The sequence below is a fragment of the Blastococcus sp. TF02A-26 genome (assembly GCF_003319125.1).
Taxonomy (GTDB): Bacteria; Actinomycetota; Actinomycetes; order Mycobacteriales; family Geodermatophilaceae; genus Trujillonella.
The window spans coordinates 1-23,012 of the sequence record NZ_QOHG01000021.1; the positions used below are offsets into that span (position 1 = coordinate 1).

The following is a 23,012-nucleotide window of genomic DNA, read 5'->3' on the forward strand; positions in this document are numbered from 1 at the left end:
CGAATCAGCCCGCCGCAAAGCACTGCCGGGCTGGCTCCACGAGTACAACCATCACCGGCCCCACACCGCGACGGAGAACCGACCGCCCATCACTCGATTGACCAACCTGTCCGGGCAGTACAGCTAGGGACGGACGGCGGTCGGCTCCTGCTCGAGCCGCACGCCGAAGCGCTCCTCGACCGTGGCGACGACGTCGGCGGCGAAGGCAAGCAGCTCCGCGGCGGTGGCGCCGGGCTCGGTGGTGAGCGCCAGGCTGTGCCGCGGCGAGGTGCCGACGCGGCCGCGCCGGGTGCCCCGCCCGAAGCCCGCCGACTGCACGAGCCAGGCGGCGCTCAGCTTCACCCGGCCGTCCTCGGCCGGCCAGCTGGGGCAACCCTCGACCGCGCGGTCGGCCGGCACGATCGGGTTGGTGAAGAAGGACCCGGCGCTGCGGGTGTCGGGGTCGGCCGGGTCCCAGACCATCCCCTTGCCCCGGCGCAGGCCGAGCACCGCGTCCCGGACGGCGGCCAGCGGCGCGGTGTGCCCCAGCTCCACGCCCAGCGCCCGGGCCAGCTCGGCGTACCCCACCGGCCGGGACACCTCCGACTCCTCCAGCGCGAAGCCGACCGTGAGGACGACGAACCGGCCGGGCTCCCGCTTGAGCCGGCTGTCGCGGTACGCGAAGGCGCACTCGGCGTTGGTGAGGGTCCGCTCGCGCTGCTCGGCCCGGTCCCAGACGCGCACGGCCGTGATGGTCTGCGCGACCTCCTGCCCATAGGCGCCGACGTTCTGCACCGGGGTCGCACCGGTCGACCCCGGGATCCCGGCGAGCGCCTCCATGCCGGCCAGGCCCTCGGCCACCGTGTACGCGACCAGGTCCTCCCACGGCTCGCCGGCCTGCACCTCCAGGGCCGCGCCGTCGCGGGCGATCCCGCGGCTGCGCACGAGGACGACGTCCCCGGGCCAGCCCTCGTCCGGGGCGACGACGTTGGAGCCCCCGCCGAGCAGCAGCAGCGGCCGGCCGGCGTCGTCGGCGTCGCGGACCGCCGCGACGAGCTCGGCGGCGTCGGTGACCTCCACCAGCCGGGCGGCCGGCCCGCCGACCCCGAGGGTGGTGAGCGGAGCGAGTGGGGCATCGGAGCGGACCTGCACGCACCCCACGCTAGCCGCGACTACGCTCGGCGCCGGTGAGCGAGGCGAGCGGGGGCGATCACAAGAAGCGGGCCGTCCTCCCGCCGAACGCCCCGCGCAAGGCGAACCCACGGCTGGCCGCCGGCCGGGCCCGCGCCCTGGGCCTGCCCACCCGGGGCACGACGAACGCCAACCGGCTGAGGCGGGTCGACCGCTGGCTGGTCGCCACCCAGGTGCCCCGCCTCCGCGACGCCGCCCACCCGCTCGTGGTCGACCTGGGCTACGGCGCCTCCGCGGTCACGACGGTGGAGCTGGCCGACCGGCTGGCGCCGCGGGTGCCCGGCCTGGAGGTCGTGGGCCTGGAGATCGACCCGGAGCGGGTCGATGCGGTGGCCGCCGACCGCGATCCACCGCGGCTGGACTTCCGGCTCGGCGGGTTCGAGCTCGCCGGGCTGCGACCGGTCCTCGTCCGGGCGTTCAACGTGCTGCGCCAGTACGACGAGCCGTCGGCGGCCCGGGCCTGGGAGACGGTGTGCGCCGGCCTCGCCCCCGGCGGGCTGCTGGTGGAGGGCACCTGCGACGAGTGGGGCCGCCGCTCCGCGTGGATCGCCCTGGACGCCGGCGGGCCGCTGACCCTGACCCTGGCCGCGCGGGTCGCGGACCTGGAGCGCCCCTCCGACCTGGCCGAGCGGCTGCCCAAGGCGCTGATCCACCACAACGTGCCCGGGCAGCCGGTGCACGACTTCCTGCGGGCCTTCGACGCGGCGTGGGCCGCGGCCGCCGGGTTGTCGACGTTCGGGCCCCGGCAGCGCTGGGCCGCGGCCGCGCAGACCCTGGGCGACCAGGGCTGGCCGCTGGTCGGCTCGACCCGCCGCTGGCGCGAGGGCGAGCTGACGGTGCGCTGGTCGGCGGTGGCGCCGCGGTGAGCCGCCGGTCCCCCGACCCGCTACCGCCGCCCGGCCGGGTGCCGGTCGCCGGGGGCGTCGCCGAGCTCCTGGGGGACGCCGACCGCGACGGAGCCTGGGTGCTGCTGGTCGACGACACCCCGCAGTCGCACGTGGATCTGGCCGACCCCACGCACCTGGAGTTCGAGTACGTGCGGCGGATGGGCCACGTCCTCGACCTCGCGGCCCCCGAGGGCACGCCGCTGGACGTGCTGCACCTCGGCGGTGGAGCGCTGACGCTGGCCCGCTACGTCGCGGTCACCCGGCCCGGGTCGGGGCAGCGGGTGGTCGAGCTGGACGAGCCGCTCACCGAGCTGGTGCGGGCCCACCTGCCGCTGCCTCGCCACGCCCGGATCCGCGTCCGGGCCGCGGACGCCCGCGCGGGGCTGGCGGCCACGCACGCGGCCAGCAACGACGTCGTCGTCTGCGACGTCTTCGCCGGCGCGCGCACGCCGGCGCACCTGACCACCGTCGAGTTCGCCGCCGAGGTGCACCGGGTGCTCCGCCCGGGCGGGCTCTACACGGCCAACGTCGCCGACGGCCCGCCGCTGCGGTTCGCCCGCGGACAGGTGGCCACGCTGCGGTCGGTGTTCGCGCACGTCTGCCTGGTGGCCGAGCCGGGGACGTTCCGCGGCCGGCGCTTCGGCAACCTCGTCGCCGTCGCCTCGGACGGCCCGCTGCCGGTGGCCGCGCTGACCCGGCGGTGCGCGGCGGACCCGATGCCCTCGCGGGTGGTCGAGGGCGCGGACCTCGACCGGTTCACCGGGGACGCGCAGCCGGTGACCGACGCCGACGCGGCCCCCTCCCCCGAGCCGCCGGCCGGGGTCTTCACCCGCTGACCTCCGGGCCGCGCCGCCGTAGGGTCGGTGCATGACGGCCCCGACACCCCGACTGCGGCGCGACACCCGGCACAAGCGGCTCGGCGGCGTGTGCTCCGGCATCGCCCGGCGCTACGGCCTGTCCACGGGCGCGCTGCGCCTGGCCTTCGTGCTCTCCTGCGTGCTGCCGGGCCCGCAGATCGTGGCCTACCTGGTGCTGTGGCTGGTGATCCCGGCGGACTGAGCCGGGCGACCGGGACTACCAGCCGGTGTTGCCCCGGGGCAGGCCGCGGACGGCCGGGCGGACGTCGACCAGGTAGACGATCGCGGCGATCACCGCCGGGAGCCCGAGGAAGCTCATCGGGCCCAGCGCGACGATGAGCAGCGCGGCCAGGGCGGTGATGCCCAGCCACGCCGGCTTCGTCAGCTTGCCGGCGGCGACGAAGCCGGCGGCGGGGCGGACCAGCGCGTCGCCCAGCGCCCACACGGCGAGCGCGAGGGTCCCGTAGTACAGCGCGTCGAAGACGAGGCCCTGGAAGCCGAAACCCATGGCGCGAGGGTACCCGCGCGGGGCCACCGGATCCGGACATGACAGGGCCCCGGAGCGCGAAGGCAGCTCCGGGGCCCTGGTCGGGGTGCCGGCCGTGGGTCGGCGGGTGGCGTCAGGCCGTGGGCTCGGACTTCTTGGTCGAGCGGGCCCGGGTCACGCGCGCCGAGGTGGTGGCGGTCGCCTTCGAGCGGGCGGGGGTGGCCCGCTTCTTGACCGGCTTGGTGGCCGGCTGCTCGGCGGTCTCCAGGTCGGACTTGATCGCGTCCGCGGCCTCGTCGACGGCGGTCTCGGCCTTGGTGGCGGCCTTGGTGGCCTTCGCCGCGGTCTTCTGCGCGACCGAGGTGACCTTGTCCGAGGCCTCGGTGACGGCCTCGGCGCCGTCGGCGAGGACGTCCTCCAGGGTGTCCTCGACGGCGTCGACGGCGCGCTCGGCGCGGGCGACGACCTTGCGGAAGGCCGGCTGGCGACGCAGCTCGTCGACGACGGTCGCGCCGCGCTCGGCCAGGGTCTCCAGGGTGCCGGCGGCCTGGGTGCGGGCGGTGTCGACCAGACCGGTGACGGTGGCCCGGACGGTCTCCGGCTTCACGAACTCGCCGAACTGCAGGGCGGTGGTGCGGGCGGTCTGCACGGCGCCGCGGGCGCGGCCGGCGGCCTCCTCGGCGCGGGTGCGGGCCTCCTTGGCGGCCAGGTCCGCCTGGACCTGGGCCTCGCCGGGCAGGGCCTCGACGCGGGAGACGAGCGAGCCGACGACGGCGCGGGCGCGCTCGACGGCCAGGTCGCCGGCGCCGACGAGGGCCAGCACCGGGGTGCGGCCGCGCTCGGCGAGCTGCTCGCCGTAGGTCTTCAGGGTCTCGGTGGTGCTCATGCCGACTCCTCCGTGGGGTCTGGGGTGGTGGTCTGCTGCGTGTTCTTCGTGCTGGCGGCGTGCTCGCGGACGTAGGTCTCGTAGAGCTCGAGGAGCACGGCCCGGTGCCGCTCGGAGAGCGCCTCGTCGGCGCGGATGGCGGCGACCGTGTCCGGGTTGCCCGACCGGCGGTCGAGGATCCCGGCCTGCTCGTACAGCGTCTCGGCCGAGATCTGCAGACCCTTGGCGATGGCCGCCAGGATCTCTGCCGACGGCTTGCGCAGACCACGCTCCACCTGGGACAGGTACGGGTTGCTCACCCCGGCGGTGCGGGCGAGCTCCCGGAGCGACACCCGGGCGGCGCTGCGCTGCTCCCGGATGAAGTCCCCGACCTGCGAGCTGGTCGCCGAGACCTTCTCCTTCTCGGCGGCGACCGTGTCCGCGACGCTGCCGGCGAGCTGGTCCACCTTCTCGCGGACGGTGGTCACCTGCTCGCGCACGAACTCGGTCGGTGTCTGCACGGGTACGACGGTAATCGGGGGTGCTAGCTCCTGCAAGCGGAACAGCTAGCACCCGGCCGTGACCCTCCTCACCTCGACGAGGAAGAGGTCAGCCGGTCAGGACCGCCGCGGCGCGCACCTCGCCGACGACGCCGTCGCCGCCGCTCACCGGGGTGAGCTCCCACGGCGCGAGGGGGTCGGCGGGAACACCGAGCCGGCGCAGCCCCGCGGCCAGCGCCGGGCCCCGGCCGCGGTCCCCGCCGTCGTCCAGCTTGAGCGCGACCGCGCCCCCGCCCGGGAGCGCGGCCACGTGCACGCCGTCGGCCCCGCCCTTCACCAGCAGCCCGGGGACGGCGGTCATGAGGCCGGTGTCCTCCCGGCCGGTGCCGGCGACGTACCAGGGTTCGGCGCGCATCGCGTCGGCCACGCGCCGGCCGGCGGTGCCCTCGGCGGCCCGGACGAGGGACAGCACGCCGCGCGCCAGCCCGGTGAGCGAGAGCGCGTGCTGCGGCGCGCCGCAGCCGTCCACGACCACGGCGGACACCGGCCGGCCGGCGGCCTCGCCGAGGCGTGCCTCGATCGCCTGCTGCAGGGGGTGCTCGCGGTCCAGGTAGCCCTCGGTCGGCCACCCCGCGGCGACGCAGGCGGCCAGCATCGCGGCGTGCTTGCCGGAGCAGTTCATGGCCAGCCGCTCGGGCGCCCGCCCGCCGGCCAGCCAGCCGGCGCGGGTCCGCTCGTGCTGGGGCAGGGCCGGCGGGCAGCCCAGCGCCTCGGGACCGAGCCCGGCCGCGGCGAGGATGCCGGCCGCGAGGTCCCGGTGGCCGTCCTCGCCCGAGTGGGAGCCGGCCGCGATGGCGAGCTCGGCGGCGGAGCCGGGCGACCAGCCGGCGTCCAGGTAGACGGTGGCCTGCACCGGCTTGTTCGAGGAGCGGGGCAGCACCGGCCGGTCGACGTCGCCGGTCGAGAAAGCCACCTCGCCCTCGGCGGAGAGGACGACGAGCGCGCCCCGGTGCACCGACTCGAGGAACCCCGACCGCCAGACCTCCACGAGGACCGGCGCGTCCGGCCAGGCGCTCACCGGCCTTCGTCGGCGAGCAGGGCGGCGACGTCGGCCTCGCCGTTGCGGTAGCGGCGGGCGAGCTCGCCGGCCAGCCCGTCCATCACCTGCTGCACGCCGCGACGGCGCTCCGAGAGGGACCCCTCGGCCGCGGCCAGCGCCCGGGCGGCCTGCTCGAGGTCGGCGTCGGGCAGCTCGCTGATGGCCAGGAGGTCGACGCCGGGGGTCAGGGCGTTGACCCAGGACTCGTACTCCTCCGGCGCGGCCGGCTGCACCGTCTGGTGGCGGCCCAGGCCGTGCGCGGGGCCGCGGCCCTTCTCGGCGAGGATCTCCGGCAGCAGGTCGAGCAGGGACCGGCCGTCGTGCTCGGCCCGTCGCTGGAGCTCCCGGCGGACGATGTCCAGCCGCCCCTGCAGCAGCCGCCGCGTGTAGGAGAGGTTGACCTCCTGCTGCTCGGCGTGCCGCCGCAGCCGGCGTACCTCGGCCATCGGGCTGCTGACGGCGGACTCGAGGAAACCGGGGTCGAGCAGCGCGTCGACGTCGGCGCCGCCGGCGGGGGGAGGCTGGGTCGTCATCGGATCTCCACGGACGTCGGGTGCGGTGCGGGTCGGGGTGCGAGCAGCCCGGCGGGCGGGCCGAGCAGGAGGTCGCGGGCGGTGGCCGGCGGCACCGGCGGGCGCTGGGCGATCCGCGCCAGCCCCGCGGCACGGGCCACCAGCTGCAGGTCGGCGCGACCGGGCTCGCCGGGCGCGGACCCGTCCGCGCCGTCCGCGGTACCGGCCCGGACGTGCCCGCCGGCCGACAGCGCGGCGAGCAGCACGGGCAGGGCCGAGGTGCCGGCGCCGACAGCGCTCCACACGGCACCGGCGGGCAGCCGCTCCAGGCAGGCCGCGACCGCGGCCAGCGTGCCCGGCAACCCGCCGGGGCGCCCGAGCACCAGCGAGACGTGCACCGCAGCGGCGGGTGCCAGCTCGGCGAGGGCGTCGAGGTCCTGCAGGGCCCCGACCTCGAACACGGGCGCTGCTCCTCCGGCGAGGACGGCGTCCACCCGCTCGCCGAGCAGTCCGCGCGGGAGGTCCAGGGGCACGGTGACCAGGTCGGCGCCGAGCCCGGGGGCGGCCGCCTGCACCAGCAGGTCGGTCTCCTCGCGGACCGCCGCGACGGTCGCGCCGGCGGCGGCCGCGTCGAGCGGCGGCAGCACGAGCACGGCGGCACCCACGGCCTGGCAGTCCCGCGCGGTGACGGCGAGCTCGTCCGGCGCCGCCGGAGCGGGCGCCAGGGTCACGAGGGTCCCCGAGGTCACCGCTGAATGGTGGCAGACCGCACGGCGCGCACCCGCTCCCGGGCCGCGACCTGCGCGTCGTCGAGAGCGGCCGGCCCGTCGTCGGGGTCGATCGCCGCCCGGGAGCCGCCCACCGTCAGTTCCGCGTCCGCGGCCACCGACTGCTTCACCAGGGCCAGCGCGATCACGCCGAGCTCGTGGTGCCGCACGACGGAGCCGACCCGGCCCACCTCGCGGGCGCCGAGCAGCACCGGCGTCCCCGGCTCGGGCAGGTCCTCGCTGACGCCGTCCAGGTGCAGCAGGACGAACCGGCGCGGCGGCCGGCCCAGGTTGTGCACCCGGGCGACGGTCTCCTGCCCGCGGTAGCAGCCCTTCTGCAGGTGGACGGCGGTGCGCAGCCACTCCAGCTCGTTCGGGATCGTCCGGTGGTCGCTGTCGACGCCGAACCGGGGACGGCGGGCCTCGACCCGCAGCGCCTCGAAGGCGTCGATCCCGGCCAGGCCGGCGCCCGCGCCCAGGAGGGCGTCGGCGACGCCGTCGACGGCCGACCGCGGCACGAGGAGGTCCACGACCGGCGCGCCGTCGCCGATGGGCGGCATCCGGCGGGCCCAGCCGCCGCCGGCGAGCGGCTCGACGGCCGACGGCGCCGCCGGCACCGGGAGACCCGCGGCGGCGAGCACCTCGTCGCCGCGCGGTCCGACGAGCGACAGCAGCGCCCAGTCGGCGGTGACCAGCGCCGGCTCGACGCGCAGCATGAAGCGCATCCGGTCGAGGAAGGTGTGCAGCGCCGGTCCGGTGCCCGGCTCGACGTCGGCCCAGACGGTGCCGTCGAGTTCGGTGATCGCCAGGTGGTGCTCGACGTGTCCCTGCGGGGAGAGCAGGAGCGCCTCGGTGCCCGTGCGGTCCGCGAGGTGCTCGACGTGCTGGCTGAGCAGGCTGTGCAGCCAGGTCAGCCGGTCGGGCCCCGGGATCGCGAGCACGTCGCGGTCGCTGCGGTCGACCAGTCCGGCGCCCTCGGCCAGCTGCCGCTGCTCGCGCAGCGGGTCGCCGTAGTGGCCGGCGGTCCCGCCGGTCTCGACGGCGACGGCGCCCGGTCGGCTCAGCAGGGCGGATGGGGTCACGGTCGCTCCTCGGTCGTACGGCAGGACCGGCACGTCCCGGACAGGGCGACGTGGCCGATGTCCAGGCTGAAACCCAGATCGGCCGCCAGACGTTCCGCGGCGGCGTCGAGCAGGTGCGGATCCACCGAGTCGATGCCCCCGCACACCTGGCAGACGACGTGCAGGTGCGGGTGCTCGAAGGCGTGGTAGACCGGCGCGCCCTTGCCGAGGTGGGTGTGCCACACCAGGCCGAGCCGCTCGAGCAGCTCGAGGTTGCGGTAGACGGTCGAGGTGTCGGGCGCGGCGCCGTCCGGTCCCGCCTCCTCGCGCAGCCGCGCCCCGATGGCCTCCGGGGTGGCGTGCTCGAGGGCGGCGACCGCCGCGAGCACCTGCGTGCGCTGGGTGGTCAGCCGCAGGCCGCGGGCCCGGAGCCGCTCGGCGAGCGGCGCGGCGTCGGGTGCGGAGGAGTCGGCCACGGCCCCGAGCCTAGGCGCGCGAGGTCGGCGAACAGGTCGGCGTAGTCGGCGACCGGGACGCCGTCGACCGAGAGCCCGGGATCCCCGGTCACCCCGTCGATGCCGCCGGCCTCGCCCGCGGCGGTGAGCAGCGCGGCGTCCAGCGCCGGGTGCAGCAGCGCCCGGAGCGCCTCCCCCCGGTCGGGGACGGCGCGGGCGAGCGCGGCGACCAGCGCGTAGCAGCCCCAGTTGGAGGTGCCGGCCACCACGAGGTGGTCGACGGGTGTGCGGCAGGCGATCTCGCTGCCGTGCGGGACCGCAGTGGCCACCACGTCGAGCGGCACGGTGCCCATGCCGATCTCGTTGCCGCCGTCGCCGACCGCTCCGGTGGGCAGCCCGGGCAGGTCGAACGCGGCGTGCAGGGGCGCGGTCGAGGCGCTGATGTCCACCGCGCGCATGGTCATGACGCGGCCGTGCCGGTTGGGGCCCAGCCGCTCGACGGCGACGAGCGCACCGAGGTCCAGGGCGGCCACCGTCGTCCGGACCTCGTCCTCGGTGGCGTTCCGGGGCAGGACGACCGCGGGACCGCAGCCGGCCGCGCCCAGGCAGGCGTCGACGACCGGCCCGCACCACGCGTCGGTCAGCACGACCGGCTCGCCGCCGAGGACGGTCAGCGCCCGGGCGAGGACGGCAGCGCCCACCGGGCCGTCGGTCTCCGCGGCCGGCCGGGGCGCCCAGGCGATGTGCACGCCGGTGACCAGGCCGATCCGCCGTCCCGCGATCGCCGTCCCGGCCAGGACCGCCGCCAGGCGGGCGAGCTGCCCGGCCATCGGCGCCCCCAGGGCGGAGACGTCCCGGGCGCCGGGGCGCAGGACGGCGAGCTCGAGGGGGTCCAGCGGGCTACTCCACCGGGGCGCGGGCGTCGTCCAGCACCCGCCGCAGCACGGCGAGGTGCTCCTCGGGGACGGCGTGCTCGCCCCGCGGCGGGAGGAACCCGGCGACGGTCGAGCCGGTGACCGCGGCGAACGCGGCCGCCTCCTCGCCCAGCTCGCGCACCACCGGCTGGTCGCGCCAGGCGCGGCTGCCGGCCAGGTGCGCCATGGCGGCGGCGCTCTCGGCCCGCTCGCCGACGCAGTCGAAGGGCTTGTCGGTCGCCCAGAGCACGCGGAAGCCGTCGGCCAGGGAGAGGTCGGCCAGCGGGTTGCCGCCGAACATCCGCTGGGTCTCGGCCGGGGTGAGGAAGACCGCGAACACCAGGAAGGTGAACAGGCACTTGTCGCAGTGCAGGCACCAGCGCTGCGTCGCCTCGCCGCCCATGTGCCGCTGCGTGTACGAGCGGTTGCAGCTGAGGATGTGCTCGCGCAGCGGCAGCGCCGCGACCGCCGCCACGGTGGCCAGCTCCGACAGCTGGCGGGTGAGGCTGAAGTAGGTGACGCCGACCTCGGCCGCGGCGGCGGCGAACAGCCGCTCGAACTCGTAGGACTTCGAGTACTGGTGGTTCACCGGCACGCCGTCGACCGACATCGTCTCCTCGTCGGCCGAGCGCTCGTTGGCGAAGACGACCGGGTCGTACCCGCCGAGGACGGCGACCAGCGTGGAGATCGCGGAGTTGATGGCGGTCACCGGCACGTGGCCGTTGAGCCCGCCCTCCTTCGTCCGCTGGATCATCAGCGGGTCCAGCCGGCGGCGGACGCCGAGCAGCGGGGCGCCGGCGGCACGGGCGACGTCGCGCTGGGCGTCGGTCGGGTTGACCGCCAGCGCCGTCCCCTCCGGGAGGACGACGAGGGCGAGCGCGGAGTCCTTGCCGCCCCCGACCGGGAGCAGCGCGCCGCGCCCGCCGGCCGCCGGAGCGGGGACCGCGGCCTCGCGCAGCTCCACCTCCCACCGCACCCCGTGCGGCAGCGGCAGCCGGTTGACCGCGGCGAACTCCCCCAGCCCGGAGCTGTAGGCGGCCTCTGCCACGGCGAACGCGGCCTTGCTGACCGCCCGCCGCACGACGACGTGCCCCGGGGCGGCGAGCTTGTAGTAGCTGGTGCCCATGACCAGGTGGACCAGGTCGAGGGCGGCGTCGAGCTGCTCGGGCGCGGTCGTGCGCAGCAGCGCGGGGTCCAGCGTCAGCCGTTCGGTGAACTCGTCGTCGCCGAGCCGGTAGGAGAAGGCGGCCTCGCCGGTGGCGACGTCGAGGGAGCGGTCGGTGATCTCGAACGGCGGGGTGGTCATCGGGCGGCTCCTGGGAGGGCGGTCGCGCCGGCGGCGAGCACGAGCTCGGTGAACCGCGCGGCCAGTTCCTCGTAGTTGCGGAAGCGGTTGTAGCTGGGGGCCCCGGGCGAGAGGAGGACGACGCCGCCGGGCACCGCCGTCCCGAGGGCGGCCGCGACCGCCTCCTCCAGCGACGCCGTCTCGTGCACGGTCACCGCCGAGCTCCCGTCGGCCCGGCGGACGTCGGCGGCCAACCGGGTCCCCGTGTCGGGCACGGTGACCAGCGTGACGGCGTCCCCGCGGGCGACCAACGCCGCGGCGAGGCCGGTGTAGTCCAGGCCGCGGTCCTGCCCGCCGGCGATGAGGGTCACCGGCCGCGGGGCGAGCGCGTCGAGGGCGGCCAGCACCGACACCGGGGTGGTGCTCAGCGTGTCGTCGACGACGGTCACCTCGCCGAGGCGGGCGATCGGCGACAGCCGGTGCGGCAGCGCCTGGAAGGCCCCGACGGCGCCGAGCACCTGCTCGACGTGCGCGCCGAGGCCGAGCCCGAGCAGCGCGCAGGCGGCCAGCGCGACGCGCGCGTTGCCCAGGTTGTGCTCGCCCAGCAGGTGCTCCGGCCGCAGCGCGGCGGCCAGCCCGGCCGGCACCAGCTCGGTGGGGTCGACCAGCTGCGCGGGATCCAGGTAGCGCTCCGCGATCCGCCGGGCCTGCGGCGCCACCACCACCGACCGGACCGGGCAGCCGGTGAAGACGCGCAGCTTGTCGCGGTAGTAGGTCGCCACGTCCCCGTGCCAGTCCAGGTGCTCGGGCGCCAGCGAGGTGAGCGCGCCGAGGCCGGCGAAGTCGGGCACCGCGGCGGCCTGGTAGCTGGAGATCTCGACGACGAGCGTGCGGTCCGCCGCCGTCCCGTCCAGCAGCACGTCGAGCAGCGGGGTGCCGATGTTCCCGGCGTGCACGGCCGGCCGGCCGGCCGCCTGCAGCGCGGCCGCGGTCAGCGCGCTGGTCGTGCTCTTGCCCTTCGTGCCGGTGACGCACAGCGTCGGGACGGCGCGGCGGGCGAACTCCGCGAGCGCGACACCCGTGCCGGTGGTGACGCAGGTCCGCTCGGCGAGCTCCCGCGCCTCGGGCCGGTAGGGACTGATCCCCGGCGAGCGGACGACGACGTCGCACCCGGCCAGGTCGGCGACGTCGGCCGAGGCGGTGACGCCGCCGGGGACGTCCACGGGGCGGCTGTCGACGACGTGCACGGCGGCGGCGCCGGCGGTCAGCGCCGCGCGGACGGCGGCCCGACCCTCGCGGCCGTGGCCCCAGACCCCGACCCGGACGCCGGCCAGCTCCTCCAGCCGAACGGAGCGCTCCCGCGGGGGTGCTGCGGGGGCCGGTTCCACGCCTGCCCACTCTACGGACCGGCGCCCGCGCCGACCGGCCGCCGAGCGGGACTCCCGGTAGGGTCGTCGGCGGTGTGCCGGGAAGTCTGGTCGGCGGCTGCTCCTCGGTGAGCAGGGCTGACCCGACCCCACCTCCCCCTGGAGCCGCTCCCGTGCCCAGTTCCGCCTCCGGTGCCCCCCGCCTCCTCGGCCGCGGGTCCTGGACCGAAGCCGAGCGGATCGCCCGGGTCCTCCGCAAGGAGACCGTCGGCGGCGTCCTCCTCCTGATCGCCGCGCTGGTCGCGCTGGTCTGGGCCAACTCGCCCTGGTCGGCGGCGTACGAGACGCTGCGCGACACCCGCGTCGGGCCGGAGGCGCTGCACCTGGACCTGACGCTGGGCACCTGGGCGGCCGACGGGTTGCTGGCGATCTTCTTCTTCGTCGCCGGCCTGGAGCTCAAGCGCGAGTTCGTCGCCGGGGACCTGCGCGAACCCCGCCGGGCCGCGTTGCCGATCGCGGCCGCCGTGGGCGGCATGGCGGTGCCCGCGCTGCTGTTCGTGCTGTTCAACCTCGGCCGCGACGACGGCGCGCTGCAGGGGTGGGCCATCCCGAGCGCGACCGACATCGCCTTCGCCCTCGCCGTCCTCGCCGTGATCAGCACGCACCTGCCCAGCGCGCTGCGCACCTTCCTGCTGACCCTGGCCGTGGTCGACGACCTCCTGGCCATCATGGTGATCGCGGTCTTCTACACGTCCGAGCTGGCGGTGACCCCGCTGCTGCTCTCGCTCGTGCCGCTGGCCGTCTTCGGGTTCCTGGTGCAGAAGCGGATCCGGTCCTGGTGGCTGCTGCTCCCCCTGGCCGCGGTGACGTGGGTGCTGATGCACGAGTCCGGCGTCCACGCCACGGTGGCCGGGGTCCTGCTGGCCTTCACCGTGCCCGTGGTCCGCAGCGAGGCCGCCGGCGGGCCCGACGCCGGGCCGGGGCTGGCCGAGCACTTCGAGCACCGCATCCGTCCGCTCTCGGCCGGTGTCGCCGTCCCGGTGTTCGCCTTCTTCTCCGCCGGCGTCACGATCGGCGGCCTGTCGGGGCTGGCCGACTCGGCCACCGACACCGTGGCCCTGGGCATCGCGGTGGGGCTGGTGGCGGGCAAGGCCATCGGCATCACCGCGGCCACGTGGCTGGTCGCGCGGTTCACCCGGGCCCAGCTCGACGAGAACCTGGGCTGGCCCGACGTCGTCGGCCTGGCCCTGCTCGGCGGCATGGGCTTCACCGTCTCGCTGCTCATCACCGAGCTGGCGTACGGGCTGGGCTCGCCGACCTACGACCACGCCAAGGTGGGCATCCTCGTCGGGACCGTCGTCGCCGCCCTGCTGGCCGCGGTGATCCTCCGGGCCCGCAACCGCCGCTACCGGCAGATGTTCATGGAGGAGCGGGTCGACCGCGACGCCGACGGGATCCCCGACGTCTACCAGGTCGAGAGCGTGGACGACCGCGCCGACCACGTGTCCCGCTGGGGCGACGCACCGCCGCCGGGCCGGTCCGCGGGCGGTTCCGCCGACGGCTGAAAAAGCTCGTTGCCGACCTCCGGAACCAGTCGTACCGTCGAGGTACACGAGAGAGGAGGTGGTCCGTAACTTGCATGCTTACAGGACACGTGAGGTGGCTGTCCGCTAGCCGCCGTCCAGATGGGCCGCCCGTTCGGAGTGGAATCCGAACGACGGCATGATCGCCCGTCCGTCGTACGGCGGCGAGCGAGAACCGGACAGTCACCCGACCCCCGGGCCGCCGACGTTTGTCCAGTCGGCCCGCGTGCAGCTCCCCCGTTCGACGGGGCAGGGCGCAGCGGAACAGCCCGGGGGTTGTCCGTTCCCGGGGTCCTCCGGCTAGGTTCCGTCCCGTGATGCTGGCCGGGCGGCCCGTCGAGACCGACCTCTCCGCCGCCGCGTGGCTCGTCGAGGCCCTGGCCTCCGCCGCGCGCGGCACCGTCGCCGCCCTCGTGCCGGCCGGCTTCCCCGCTCACGCGCGCGTGCTGCACCCCGCCGTCCGCTACGACGGCGACGACGACGTCGACGTCCGCTGGGACGAGGTCGCCGCGTACAACGGCACCCGCGCGCACCGGCTCATGCAGTGGCCGGGGATCACCGGCTCGTGGGACTACGTCGGCGAGGAGGACCAGCCCGACGTCTGGAACGACACCCCCGCTCCCGGGCACCTGCCCGCGCACGTGGCGGTGGAGCTGGCCGGGGTGCTGACCGCCGCGACGACGACGCCGGACCGGTGCTGGTTCGGCGCCTGCGACGAGACCGCGGCCGGGCCCCGCCTGACGCTGCCCTCGTGCGAGCTGCTGCTGGTCAGCGGTCCGATCACCCTCGCTGCGGCGAACATGGCCGCCGAGCCGCAGGAGCAGAGCCCCGCGCTGTGGTGGCCGGCCGACCGCGCCTGGTGCGTGGCCACCGACCCGGAGCTGATGAGCACCTACGTCGCCGGCCCCGTCGAGGTCGTGGACGCGCTGCTCGCCTCGCGGCTGGAGGTGCACCCCGCCCGGGCCGACGACCCGGTGGGCTACGCCGCCGACGCGGTGAACCCGGTCGCCCCGCGCAGCTGAACGGCGGGCGGAACCGCCGTTGCGCGCGGAGTCAGAGTCGGGCCAGCTCGGACTCCAGGTCGTCCAGGCCCAGGGAGCCCTGTGCCAGCGCCGCCATGTGCCACGCCCTGAGGTCGAAGCCCGCTCCCCGGCTGCGGCGGGCGGCCTCCCGTCCGGCCAGCCACGCCCGCTCGCCCAGCTTGTAGCTGATCGCCTGCCCGGGGACGCCGAGGTAGCGCACCAGCTCGCTGTCGAGGAACGCCGCGGTGCTGCCGCTGTGCTCGCCGAGGAAGGCCCGCGCCAGCTCCGGCGTCCACGGGCGGCCGCGGTGCTCGGCGAGGACCCCGTCGGCGTCCGCGGGCACCGGGAGGCCCAGGTGCATCCCGAGGTCGACGACGACCCGCATCGCCCGCAGCTGCTGGCCGTCCAGGTAGCCCAGGCGGGCCCACGGCTCGGTGAAGTAGCCGAGCTCGTCCATGAGCCGCTCGGCGTAGAGCGCCCAGCCCTCGATGTCGGCGCCCACCATCCCCACCGACGTCTGGAAGGTCGACAGCTCTCCCGCGCAGAGCACCCACTCGGCCAGCTGCAGGTGGTGGCCGGGAACGCCCTCGTGGTACCAGATCGAGACGAGGTCCCACAGCGGGAACCGCTCGCGGCCGAGGACCGGTAGCCAGGTGCGCCCCGGCCGGGAGAAGTCCTGCGACGGCTGCGTGTAGAACGCGCCGGCCGCGCTGCCGGGCGGCGACACCACCGCCTCCACGCGGCGGATCGGGCCGGCGATGTCGAAGTGCGTGCCGTCGAGGGCCTCGATCGCCCGGTCCATGACGCCCTGCAGGTACGCGCGGGTCGCCTCGACGCCGTCCACCGCCGGACCGTTGCGCTCGACCCAGCGCATCCCCTCCAGCGGAGAGGCACCGGAGAGCACCTCGCCGGCGGCCCGGCGCTGCTCGGCCAGCAGCCGGCGGTGCTCGTCCCACCCGAACGCGTAGGCCTCCTCCAGCCGGCCGCCGGACCCCAGCTCGGCGCCGGTCCAGCGACGGGCGGCGAGGGCGTACCGCTCCCGGCCGACGGCGTCGGGCGTGCCCTCGGCCCGCGGGAGGTACTCGTCGCGCAGGAAGTCGCGGACCTCGGCGACGGCGGCGTCCGCGGCCGTGGCGGCGGCATCCAGGTCGCGTCGCAGGACCTCGGGACCGGCGGCGGCGAACGTGCCGAACCAGGGCCCGGCCAGCCAGGTGTCGAGCTGGCCGACGACGGTGCGCACCTGTCGCGGGGCCACCAGCAGCCCCCGGCCGGCTCCCTCCCGCAGGGTGGCCACGAACCCGCGGTACGCGGCCGGGACCCGCGCCATCCGCCGCACCAGGAGGGACCAGTCCTCCTCGGTCGCCGCGGGCATGAGCATGAACACCTGGCGGACGGCGTGCACCGGGCTGAACAGGTGGGAGAGCTCGCGGAGCCCCTCGCCCGAGTCGAGCCACGCCAGCTCGGCGCCGAGCCGCTCACCCAGCAGGCGGGCGCAGCGGCGTGCGGCCGCGTCGGGCGCCGGAGCCGCCGCCAGCTCCGCGAGCGTGCGGCGGGCCAGCTCCGCACGCGCCTCGAGGCCCTCCGGGCCGGTGTCGGGCAGCCGGTCGGAGGCCTCGCCCAACGACGTGGCGACCAGCGGGTCCAGCTCGCACAGCTGCGCGACGTGGCGGTCGGCGACCTGGCGCGGGCCGGGGGCCGGCGCGCTCACCGCAGGCGTTCGAGCCGCGCCGACATCGTGGGACGGGGCGGCGCGTCCCCGATCGCCCGGTCGATCGCGTACATCAGCGCGCCCTCGACGACCCCGTAGAGGCGGACCGACCGGGTGACGTCCGGCCCGTCGGGGGTGTGCGCGAGCACGTCGGAGGTGAGCTCCCAGCTGGTCGTCGTCCGCGCGGTGCCCACGTAGAGCTCGACCAGCCCGGCCGGGTCGACGACGAGCAGTTCCACCTCGTCGTCCCCGCGCGGCCGCCAGAAGCCGGACTCGCGGGCGTCGGGTCCGGCCGGCTTCCCGTCGTCGTCGATCAGCCAGGTCCGCGACTCGTAGGCGAGGAAGCCCCGGCCGTCGTGGGCGAACCGCGCCCACTGGCCGAAGCGCCGGTCGGCGCCGTCGCCGGCGCTCACGCCCTCACCGTGCCACTCGCCGAGCAGCGGCAGCAGCCCGAGCAGCTCGTGCGCGACCTCGGGGCCGGACCGGACGTCGACGGTGTCCTCGACCGGCAGCTGCGTCGGCTCCGTCACCTCCGCACCTCGCGCGGGCGGCGGGCGAGACGGACGGCGCCGTAGCCGGTGCCGAGCGCAGCCAGCGACGTCAGGACGACGAGGACCCAGGCGGAGACCATGGCCCCACCGTAGGAGCCCCGCAGCCGCCCGGCTCAGGCGGGCGAACGCACCGCCCCGACGGTCGCGGCGGTCACCCGGTCCCACGGCGTGGCCACGAGGCCGAACGTCTTCGTCGTCGCGCTCGCGTCCATCAGGTAGGGCTGGTCGAACTGGTGCCGGACGTCGACGACCTCGCGCATCATCGGGGAGAACGCGCCGACGGCCCGCAGCACCGGCCACGGGATGCCGCTGACCGGCACGGCGGGCCGGCCGGCGGCGGCGCAGAGGTCGGCGATCGCCTCGCGCTGCGACCGGGGCGGGCTGCTGGGCACGTGCCAGGCCCGGCCCAGGGCGCGCTCGTCGGTCCCCAGCGTCACCAGCGTCGCGGCCACGTCGGGCAGGAAGCTCCACGAGCGGGGCGCGTCCGGGTCCCCGACGACCCATGCCCGGCGGCCGGAGCGCACGGCGGGCAGCTGGCGGACCAGGTGGGAGTTCGACGCCGGCACGCCCGGTCCGACGAAGTCCGCGGCCCGGGCCTCGGTCGTCCGGATCCGGCCGGCCTCGTGGGCGGCGAGCGCGTCGGCCCACATGCGGTTGCGGACCCGCCCCTTGGTGTCGGTGGCGGCCAGTGGCGAGTCCGGCGTCATGACGCCGGCCGGCCGGCCGTAGCCGTAGAGGTTGCCCATGGTGACCAGCACGGCCTCGGTCCGCTCGGCTGCGGCGAGCAGGGCGGCGGCGACGGGCGGCCAGTCCTGCGGCCAGCGGGAGTAGACCGGGTTCACCGCGTTGTAGAGGGCGGCAGCCCCCCGAGCGGCCTCGGCGAGCGCGTCGGCGTCGGCGGCGTCGACCTGCCGGTGCTCCACGGCCGCCGTCGAGCTGCCCCCGCTGCGGGACAGCACCCGCACCTCGTGCCCGCGCGCGGCGAGCAGCTCCGCCGTCCCGGTCCCCACCGGCCCCTTGCCGACGATCACGTGCAGTCCCATGACGACCTCCGATCGACGTCCGAGAGCGGTGCTCTCGGTCCGGAGCAACCGTCACACAGACGCGCCGACAACGTCAAGAGCACTGCTCTCACTTGTGTGCACCGCTCTGTACGTCGCATGATGGCGGCGTGCCCACCGCCCGCGAACGCGTCCGCGCCGAGATCACCGGCGAGATCGTCGAGGCCGCCCGCGGGCAGCTCGCCGAGGTGGGCGCGGCCGCCCTCTCGCTGCGTGCGGTGGCCCGCCAGCTGGGCATGGCGTCGTCCGCCGTCTACCGCTACTTCCCGAGCCGCGACGAGCTCCTGACCCGCCTGATCATCGACGGGTACGACGCCCTCGGAGCCGCCGCCGAGGAGGCCGACGACCCGGCTGCGCCGCCGCGGGAGCGCTGGGTGCGCGTGTGCCGCGCCGCCCGCGACTGGGCGCTGGCCCACCCGCACGAGTACGGGCTGCTCTACGGGTCGCCGGTACCGGGCTACTCGGCCCCGCAGGACACCGTCCCGGCCGCCTCCCGGGTCGGCGTCGTGATGGGGCGCATCCTCGGCGAGGCGGCCCGGGCCGGCGCCCTGGCCGAGCCGCCGGCCGAGACCGGCGAGCCCCTGGTCACCGACGACGCCGCGGCGGTCCTCGGCGGCGACCACCCGGCGCTCACCGACAGCGTGCGGGCCCGCGCCCTGCTGGCCTGGAGCGCGGTCTACGGGACGATCAGCTTCGAGCTGTTCGGTCACTTCGTCGGCTCGCTGACCGACGGCGACCGGTACTTCGACCGCGCGATGACCGAGCTGGCCGGGCTGATCGGCCTCTGACCGCAGCCCGGCCGGTTCCCGCCGACCCGGTCGGGGGAAGATCACCTGCGCAGGACGACGCGACAGGAGGAGCCATCGACGAGCGGGCGCCGGAGAGCACCGACGACGTCCAGGCCCTGCGCGCGGTCCAGGCGGAGCTCTCGCGTGCGCTGGCCCTGACCGAGCGCGTGCTGGCCAACGTCGCCGACGGGATCTACGGCCTCGACGCCGACGGACGGGTGGAGTTCGTCAACGCGGCCGCCGTGTCGATCACCGGCCGGTCCGCCGACGAGCAGCTCGGCACCGACCAGCACGCCCTGCTGCACAGCCGCCGTCCCGACGGCCGCCCGTACCCGCGCGAGGAGTGCCCGGTCTGGGAGGCGCTGCACTCCGGCCGCACCGTCGTCGCCGACGAGGAGGCCTTCTGGCGCGCCGACGGCACGGCGGTGCCGGTCACCCTGATCGCCGTCCCCACGGTGGAGGACGGCGCGGTGACCGGCGTCGTCGTCTCCTTCCGCGACCTCACCGACCGGATCGCCGCGCGACGGCAGGCCGAGGAGCTGGCCCGGCTCAGCACCCGGGCCGCCGCGGAGAAGGCGCTGTCCGACCGGCTCCAGCAGGCCCTGCTCACGCCGCCGCCCGAGCCCGACCACCTGCACGTCGTGGTCCGCTACCGGCCGGCCTCGCACGAGGCACAGGTGGGCGGTGACTGGTACGACGCCTTCCTCCAGCCCGACGGCGCGACGGTGGTCGTCGTCGGCGACGTGGTGGGGCACGACAGCGACGCCGCGGCGGCCATGGGACAGCTCCGGGGCCTGGTGCGCGCGCTGGCCTACTCGACCGAGGAGCCGCCGGCGGCGGTCCTGCGACGGGTCGAGCACACCGCCAGGGGGCTCGCGGTGAGCACGATGGCCACCGCGGTGCTGGCACGCATCGAGCGGCGTCCCGACGAGCCCGTGGGCGGGGTGCGCCGGCTGCGGTGGAGCAACGCCGGGCACCCACCGCCGCTCCTGCTCCACCCCGACGGCACCAGCGAGTTCCTGCACACCCGCCCGGACCTCATGCTGGGCATTGACCCCGACGCGCCGCGGGCCGACCACCTGGTGGAGCTGCCCGACGGGTCCACGCTGCTGCTGTTCACCGACGGCCTCGTCGAGCGCCGCGACAGCGATCTCGACGCGGGCCTGGTCGCGCTGCAGGCCGCCCTCGCCGACGTCGGCGACCGGCCGCTGGACGAGCTGTGCGACCTGCTGCTGGACCGGATGCTCACGGAGCAGGCCGCCGACGACGTCGCGCTGGTCGCCGTGCGGGCCCACCCCGAGGACCGCCCCCGCCCGGCGGAGGCCGGCCCCAACCGGCTGCCGCCCGGCGTCCACTGACCTCTCGCGCCGTCAGCCGCCCGGGCAGTCGCTGTCCCCGCCGCTGTGCTCCTGGCACCCGGTCGGCTCGCGGGGTGGGACCTCCTCCGGGACCGCGGCCGCGGCCGCGACGGCCACCACCAGGGCCACGAGACCGGAGAGCGCGACGGCGACCCCGGACGCGATCGCGTTGCCCCGGCGCCGGGTCGCCAGGCCCACGACCAGCCCGACCACGGGGATGACGACGGCGAGGACCGCCGCCCGGACGAACAGGCTCCGCGCGTGCGCCTGCTCGGCGTCCGTGGCCGAGTCGCCGAGGAAGGTGACCACCAGCTGCAGTCCCTCGAGCGCGACGGCCGCCGGCACGACCACCCAGGCGATCCAGAGCAGCGTCAGGCAGGGGGTCGCCCACGTGCCACCGGGCCGGAGCACCACCGGTCGCTGCGAGACGGGCGCGTTCTGCACATCGGCATCCTGCCCGACCCCGGACGTGACAGCGCCCCTCCCCGCCGGAGCGGGGAGGGGCGCTGGTCCTCACTCGATGACGACGGTGGTCTCGTTCAGACCGACCTCGGCGTCCACGACCCGCTCGCCCTTGCCCACCTGGGCCAGCGAGCGGAGCTTCCACTGGCCCGGCGCGGCGAAGAAGCGGAACTCGCCCTCGGGGCTGGTGACGACCTCGGCGGTGAACTCGTCGGTCGAGTCCAGCAGCCGGACGTAGGCGCCGGCGACGGGAGCGCCGTCGTGCCAGACCTGGCCCTGGATCACCGTCTGGTTACCGACGTCGATCGTGCCGTTGCCCTGCTTGGGTGCTGCGCACATCGGGGATCAGCTCACTTCTCGATCGGGACGCCGACGAGCGAGCCGTACTCGACCCAGCTGCCGTCGTAGTTCTTGACGTTCTTCTTGCCGAGGAGCTCCTGCAGCACGAACCAGGTGTGGCTCGACCGCTCGCCGATGCGGCAGTAGGCGATGGTCTCCTTGCTGTCGTCGAAGCCCTGCTCGGCGTAGAGCTTGGTCAGCTCCTCGTCGGACTTGAAGGTGCCGTCCTCGTTGGCCGCCTTGCTCCACGGGATGTTGATCGCCGTGGGCACGTGGCCGGGCCGCTGGGACTGCTCCTGCGGCAGGTGCGCCGGGGCGAGGATCTTGCCGGAGAACTCGTCGGGCGAGCGGACGTCGACCAGGTTCTTGTTCCCGATCGCGGCGACGACCTCGTCGCGGAACGCACGGATCGACAGGTCGGGCTCACCGGCCGTGTACGAGGTGGCCGGGCGCTCCACGGCGTCCTTCGACAGCGGGCGGCCGTCGAGCTCCCACTTCTTGCGGCCGCCGTCCATCAGCTTCACGTCCTGGTGGCCGTAGATCTTGAAGTACCAGTAGGCGTAGGCGGCGAACCAGTTGTTGTTGCCGCCGTACAGCACCACGGTGTCGTCGTTGCCGATGCCCTTGCTCGACAGCAGGGCCTCGAACGCGGACTTGTCGATGTAGTCGCGGCGCAGCGGGTCCTGGAGGTCCTGCTTCCAGTCCAGCTTGACGGCGCCCTCGATGTGGCCGCCGTCGTAGGCGCTGGCGTCCTCGTCGACCTCGACGAGGACGAGGCCGGGCTCACCGAGGTGCTCCTGGACCCAGTCGACAGTGACGAGCACGTCGTTACGGCTCATGGGGGGTGTTCCTCCCTGTTGGGGTGTACGGACGGTCAGGCGGTGCGGGCGGGCACAGCCCGCCGGAGGAGCAGGTGGAGCTCGCAGCCGAGGCAGAAGCCGATGGCCGCGTTGAGCAGGGCCGCCACGAGCGCGAGGCCGGTGGCGACGGCGCCGACGACGGGGGCGCCGAGCAGGTACCCGGCGGCTCCGGTCGCGGCGAAGAGCAGTCCGACGAACTGGGCGAACCGCAGCGGCGCCTCGGGCTCGCGCTCGCGGACCGGCCCCAGCCGCGGTGCGACGAGGACCCGGAACAGCAGCGCGTAGGGCGCCCGCCGCATCCCGGCGGACGCCCCGACGGCGAAGACGACCGCCTGGGCCGCGACGACCCAGCCGGAGCCGAGCAGCAGGGCGACCGCCAGGACCGCACTGGTCACCCAGGCGGCGAAGCGGGGACCCCGCACGTCGACGGACGCGGACGATCGGGACATGGGTACGACTCTCCGGACGGCGGTCAGGGCGCGTCTGGGCAGGCGAGGCCGGCCCTCAGGGGGTCGGACAGAGGCAGCTGCCGACGCGGCACAGGTCGACTGTGCGACGAGAGGTCAGCATGAGGCCCACGGGGCGAGAGTAACCGATCACTCCCGGATCCCCGTGTGGGCCTCGACCAGGGCGGTCAGCTCCTCCGGCCGGGGCGCCCCGCTGCTGCGGCCGAGGAGCCGGCCGGCGCGGTCGAGGTAGAAGAGCGTGGGCGTGCGGCGGACGTCGAGCGCGCGGACCTCCTCCAGGTGGCTCTCCGCGTCCACGTGCACGTAGGCGAGCCCCGGGCGGGTGCGCTGCAGCTGCTGCAGCCGGGCCCGGGTGGCGCGGCAGGGACCGCAGAACGCGGTGGAGAACTGGACGACGGTCAGGTCGGCCTCGGCCGGCCGGACACCGAGCCCGGAGAGCACCGCCGTCTCGTCCATGCCGTCCTCCCCCTTCCCGCCCGCGCGCACCGCCCCGCTGCGGGCCCGCAGCCACCAGGCGACCGTCGCGGTGACCGCCAGCGCCGCGAGCAGCACGATCAGCCCCGTCGCGTCCACACCGCCAGGAGCAC

The 23,012-nt window shown here is 76.0% G+C and carries 27 protein-coding genes and 1 pseudogene; 8 read left to right on the forward strand and 20 right to left on the reverse strand.

Annotated elements, in window-relative coordinates; genetic code table 11:
* A pseudogene (locus DQ240_RS19425) lies at positions 1-127 on the forward strand (integrase core domain-containing protein); the annotation flags it as partial.
* Here DQ240_RS19425 and DQ240_RS19430 read toward each other — a convergent pair.
* Complete coding sequence (locus DQ240_RS19430) at positions 124-1,242, reverse strand: UDP-N-acetylmuramate dehydrogenase (RefSeq protein WP_369832021.1); 1,119 nt, start codon at positions 1,240-1,242, stop codon at positions 124-126. The pseudogene DQ240_RS19425 and the gene DQ240_RS19430 overlap by 4 nt on opposite strands.
* On the opposite strand from DQ240_RS19430, the gene DQ240_RS19435 reads away from it, so the two are divergent.
* The 3 genes from DQ240_RS19435 to DQ240_RS19445 are packed head-to-tail and all read left to right on the forward strand — an operon-like array spanning position 1,167 to position 3,116.
* Entirely contained in the window at positions 1,167-2,036 is an 870-nt protein-coding gene (locus DQ240_RS19435) for a class I SAM-dependent methyltransferase (protein ID WP_113841365.1), read from the forward strand. The two genes, DQ240_RS19430 and DQ240_RS19435, sit on opposite strands and share 76 nt — an antisense overlap.
* A complete protein-coding gene (locus DQ240_RS19440; RefSeq protein WP_158548813.1) occupies positions 2,033-2,893 on the forward strand; it encodes a spermidine synthase in 861 nt (286 codons plus the stop codon). The genes DQ240_RS19435 and DQ240_RS19440 overlap by 4 nt, the downstream gene beginning before the upstream one ends.
* A gap of 31 nt (positions 2,894-2,924) precedes the next feature.
* The gene (locus DQ240_RS19445) at positions 2,925-3,116 is read left to right on the forward strand and encodes a PspC domain-containing protein (RefSeq protein WP_113841366.1); all 192 of its coding nucleotides are present in this window, start codon (positions 2,925-2,927) and stop codon (positions 3,114-3,116) included.
* Positions 3,117-3,131: 15 nt separating this feature from the next.
* On the opposite strand, the gene DQ240_RS19450 is transcribed toward DQ240_RS19445, so the two are convergent.
* The 11 genes from DQ240_RS19450 to murD form a co-directional block, all read right to left on the reverse strand.
* Complete coding sequence (locus tag DQ240_RS19450) at positions 3,132-3,422, reverse strand: DUF2516 family protein (protein ID WP_113841367.1); 291 nt, start codon at positions 3,420-3,422, stop codon at positions 3,132-3,134.
* Positions 3,423-3,534: 112 nt separating this feature from the next.
* Entirely contained in the window at positions 3,535-4,287 is a 753-nt protein-coding gene (locus DQ240_RS19455) for a hypothetical protein (RefSeq protein WP_113841368.1), read from the reverse strand.
* The gene (locus DQ240_RS19460) at positions 4,284-4,787 is read right to left on the reverse strand and encodes a helix-turn-helix domain-containing protein (protein WP_113841369.1); all 504 of its coding nucleotides are present in this window, start codon (positions 4,785-4,787) and stop codon (positions 4,284-4,286) included. Before DQ240_RS19460 ends, DQ240_RS19455 begins: the two co-directional genes overlap by 4 nt.
* An 88-nt stretch (positions 4,788-4,875) precedes the next feature.
* On the reverse strand, positions 4,876-5,844 hold the full coding sequence (locus tag DQ240_RS19465) for an asparaginase (protein WP_233498832.1): 969 nt from the start codon (positions 5,842-5,844) through the stop codon (positions 4,876-4,878).
* Positions 5,841-6,398 (reverse strand): aerial mycelium formation protein, encoded by a 558-nt coding sequence (locus tag DQ240_RS19470; protein ID WP_113841370.1) that lies wholly within the window; start codon positions 6,396-6,398, stop codon positions 5,841-5,843. The genes DQ240_RS19465 and DQ240_RS19470 overlap by 4 nt, the downstream gene beginning before the upstream one ends.
* Positions 6,395-7,126, reverse strand: a complete 732-nt coding sequence (locus DQ240_RS19475) for a 3-keto-5-aminohexanoate cleavage protein (RefSeq protein ID WP_113841371.1) — start codon at positions 7,124-7,126, stop codon at positions 6,395-6,397. Before DQ240_RS19475 ends, DQ240_RS19470 begins: the two co-directional genes overlap by 4 nt.
* Positions 7,123-8,226 carry a folate-binding protein YgfZ gene (locus DQ240_RS19480; RefSeq protein ID WP_113841372.1) on the reverse strand — a complete coding sequence of 368 codons (1,104 nt, stop codon included), beginning with the start codon at positions 8,224-8,226 and terminating at the stop codon, positions 7,123-7,125. The genes DQ240_RS19475 and DQ240_RS19480 overlap by 4 nt, the downstream gene beginning before the upstream one ends.
* The gene (locus tag DQ240_RS19485) at positions 8,223-8,681 is read right to left on the reverse strand and encodes a Fur family transcriptional regulator (protein ID WP_113841373.1); all 459 of its coding nucleotides are present in this window, start codon (positions 8,679-8,681) and stop codon (positions 8,223-8,225) included. Before DQ240_RS19485 ends, DQ240_RS19480 begins: the two co-directional genes overlap by 4 nt.
* The gene (locus DQ240_RS19490) at positions 8,612-9,556 is read right to left on the reverse strand and encodes a glutamate cyclase domain-containing protein (RefSeq protein ID WP_113841374.1); all 945 of its coding nucleotides are present in this window, start codon (positions 9,554-9,556) and stop codon (positions 8,612-8,614) included. The genes DQ240_RS19485 and DQ240_RS19490 overlap by 70 nt, the downstream gene beginning before the upstream one ends.
* Positions 9,557-9,560: 4 nt before the next feature.
* The gene (locus tag DQ240_RS19495; protein ID WP_113841375.1) at positions 9,561-10,880 is read right to left on the reverse strand and encodes a hypothetical protein; all 1,320 of its coding nucleotides are present in this window, start codon (positions 10,878-10,880) and stop codon (positions 9,561-9,563) included.
* Positions 10,877-12,247, reverse strand: a complete 1,371-nt coding sequence (gene murD / locus DQ240_RS19500; protein ID WP_158548815.1) for a UDP-N-acetylmuramoyl-L-alanine--D-glutamate ligase — start codon at positions 12,245-12,247, stop codon at positions 10,877-10,879. The genes DQ240_RS19495 and murD overlap by 4 nt, the downstream gene beginning before the upstream one ends.
* Before the next feature lie 152 nt (positions 12,248-12,399).
* Between murD and nhaA the strand changes: the two genes are divergently transcribed.
* Positions 12,400-13,791 carry a Na+/H+ antiporter NhaA gene (gene nhaA, locus DQ240_RS19505; RefSeq protein WP_113841377.1) on the forward strand — a complete coding sequence of 464 codons (1,392 nt, stop codon included), beginning with the start codon at positions 12,400-12,402 and terminating at the stop codon, positions 13,789-13,791.
* Between the two features lie 335 nt (positions 13,792-14,126).
* The gene (locus DQ240_RS19510) at positions 14,127-14,831 is read left to right on the forward strand and encodes a hypothetical protein (RefSeq protein WP_233498843.1); all 705 of its coding nucleotides are present in this window, start codon (positions 14,127-14,129) and stop codon (positions 14,829-14,831) included.
* 31 nt (positions 14,832-14,862) lie between these two features.
* Here DQ240_RS19510 and DQ240_RS19515 read toward each other — a convergent pair whose 3' ends face one another.
* From DQ240_RS19515 to DQ240_RS19525, 3 genes are all read right to left on the reverse strand, one after another.
* The gene (locus DQ240_RS19515; protein ID WP_113841379.1) at positions 14,863-16,539 is read right to left on the reverse strand and encodes a DUF885 domain-containing protein; all 1,677 of its coding nucleotides are present in this window, start codon (positions 16,537-16,539) and stop codon (positions 14,863-14,865) included.
* Positions 16,536-17,069 (reverse strand): FABP family protein, encoded by a 534-nt coding sequence (locus DQ240_RS19520; RefSeq protein WP_113841380.1) that lies wholly within the window; start codon positions 17,067-17,069, stop codon positions 16,536-16,538. Before DQ240_RS19520 ends, DQ240_RS19515 begins: the two co-directional genes overlap by 4 nt.
* Positions 17,070-17,203: 134 nt before the next feature.
* Positions 17,204-18,133, reverse strand: coding sequence for an NAD-dependent epimerase/dehydratase family protein (locus tag DQ240_RS19525; protein ID WP_113841381.1), 930 nt, complete (start codon positions 18,131-18,133; stop codon positions 17,204-17,206).
* Positions 18,134-18,261: 128 nt separating this feature from the next.
* Here DQ240_RS19525 and DQ240_RS19530 point away from each other — a divergent pair, with 128 nt between their 5' ends.
* Both DQ240_RS19530 and DQ240_RS19535 read left to right on the forward strand, forming a co-directional pair.
* Complete coding sequence (locus DQ240_RS19530; protein ID WP_113841382.1) at positions 18,262-18,939, forward strand: TetR/AcrR family transcriptional regulator; 678 nt, start codon at positions 18,262-18,264, stop codon at positions 18,937-18,939.
* Positions 18,940-19,106: 167 nt separating this feature from the next.
* Positions 19,107-20,297: a PP2C family protein-serine/threonine phosphatase gene (locus tag DQ240_RS19535; protein WP_233498834.1), complete on the forward strand. Its 1,191-nt coding sequence runs from the start codon at positions 19,107-19,109 to the stop codon at positions 20,295-20,297.
* Positions 20,298-20,309: 12 nt separating this feature from the next.
* Here DQ240_RS19535 and DQ240_RS19540 read toward each other — a convergent pair whose 3' ends face one another.
* From DQ240_RS19540 to DQ240_RS19560, 5 genes are all read right to left on the reverse strand, one after another.
* Positions 20,310-20,741, reverse strand: a complete 432-nt coding sequence (locus DQ240_RS19540; RefSeq protein ID WP_113841383.1) for a hypothetical protein — start codon at positions 20,739-20,741, stop codon at positions 20,310-20,312.
* Between the two features lie 69 nt (positions 20,742-20,810).
* Positions 20,811-21,098, reverse strand: a complete 288-nt coding sequence (locus DQ240_RS19545) for a DUF1416 domain-containing protein (protein WP_113841384.1) — start codon at positions 21,096-21,098, stop codon at positions 20,811-20,813.
* Positions 21,099-21,109: 11 nt separating this feature from the next.
* Entirely contained in the window at positions 21,110-21,937 is an 828-nt protein-coding gene (locus DQ240_RS19550; protein ID WP_113841385.1) for a sulfurtransferase, read from the reverse strand.
* A gap of 35 nt (positions 21,938-21,972) precedes the next feature.
* Positions 21,973-22,407, reverse strand: a complete 435-nt coding sequence (locus DQ240_RS19555) for a DUF4395 domain-containing protein (protein ID WP_113841386.1) — start codon at positions 22,405-22,407, stop codon at positions 21,973-21,975.
* A gap of 147 nt (positions 22,408-22,554) precedes the next feature.
* Positions 22,555-22,998 (reverse strand): thioredoxin family protein, encoded by a 444-nt coding sequence (locus DQ240_RS19560; protein ID WP_233498835.1) that lies wholly within the window; start codon positions 22,996-22,998, stop codon positions 22,555-22,557.
* Positions 22,999-23,012 lie beyond the last annotated feature (14 nt).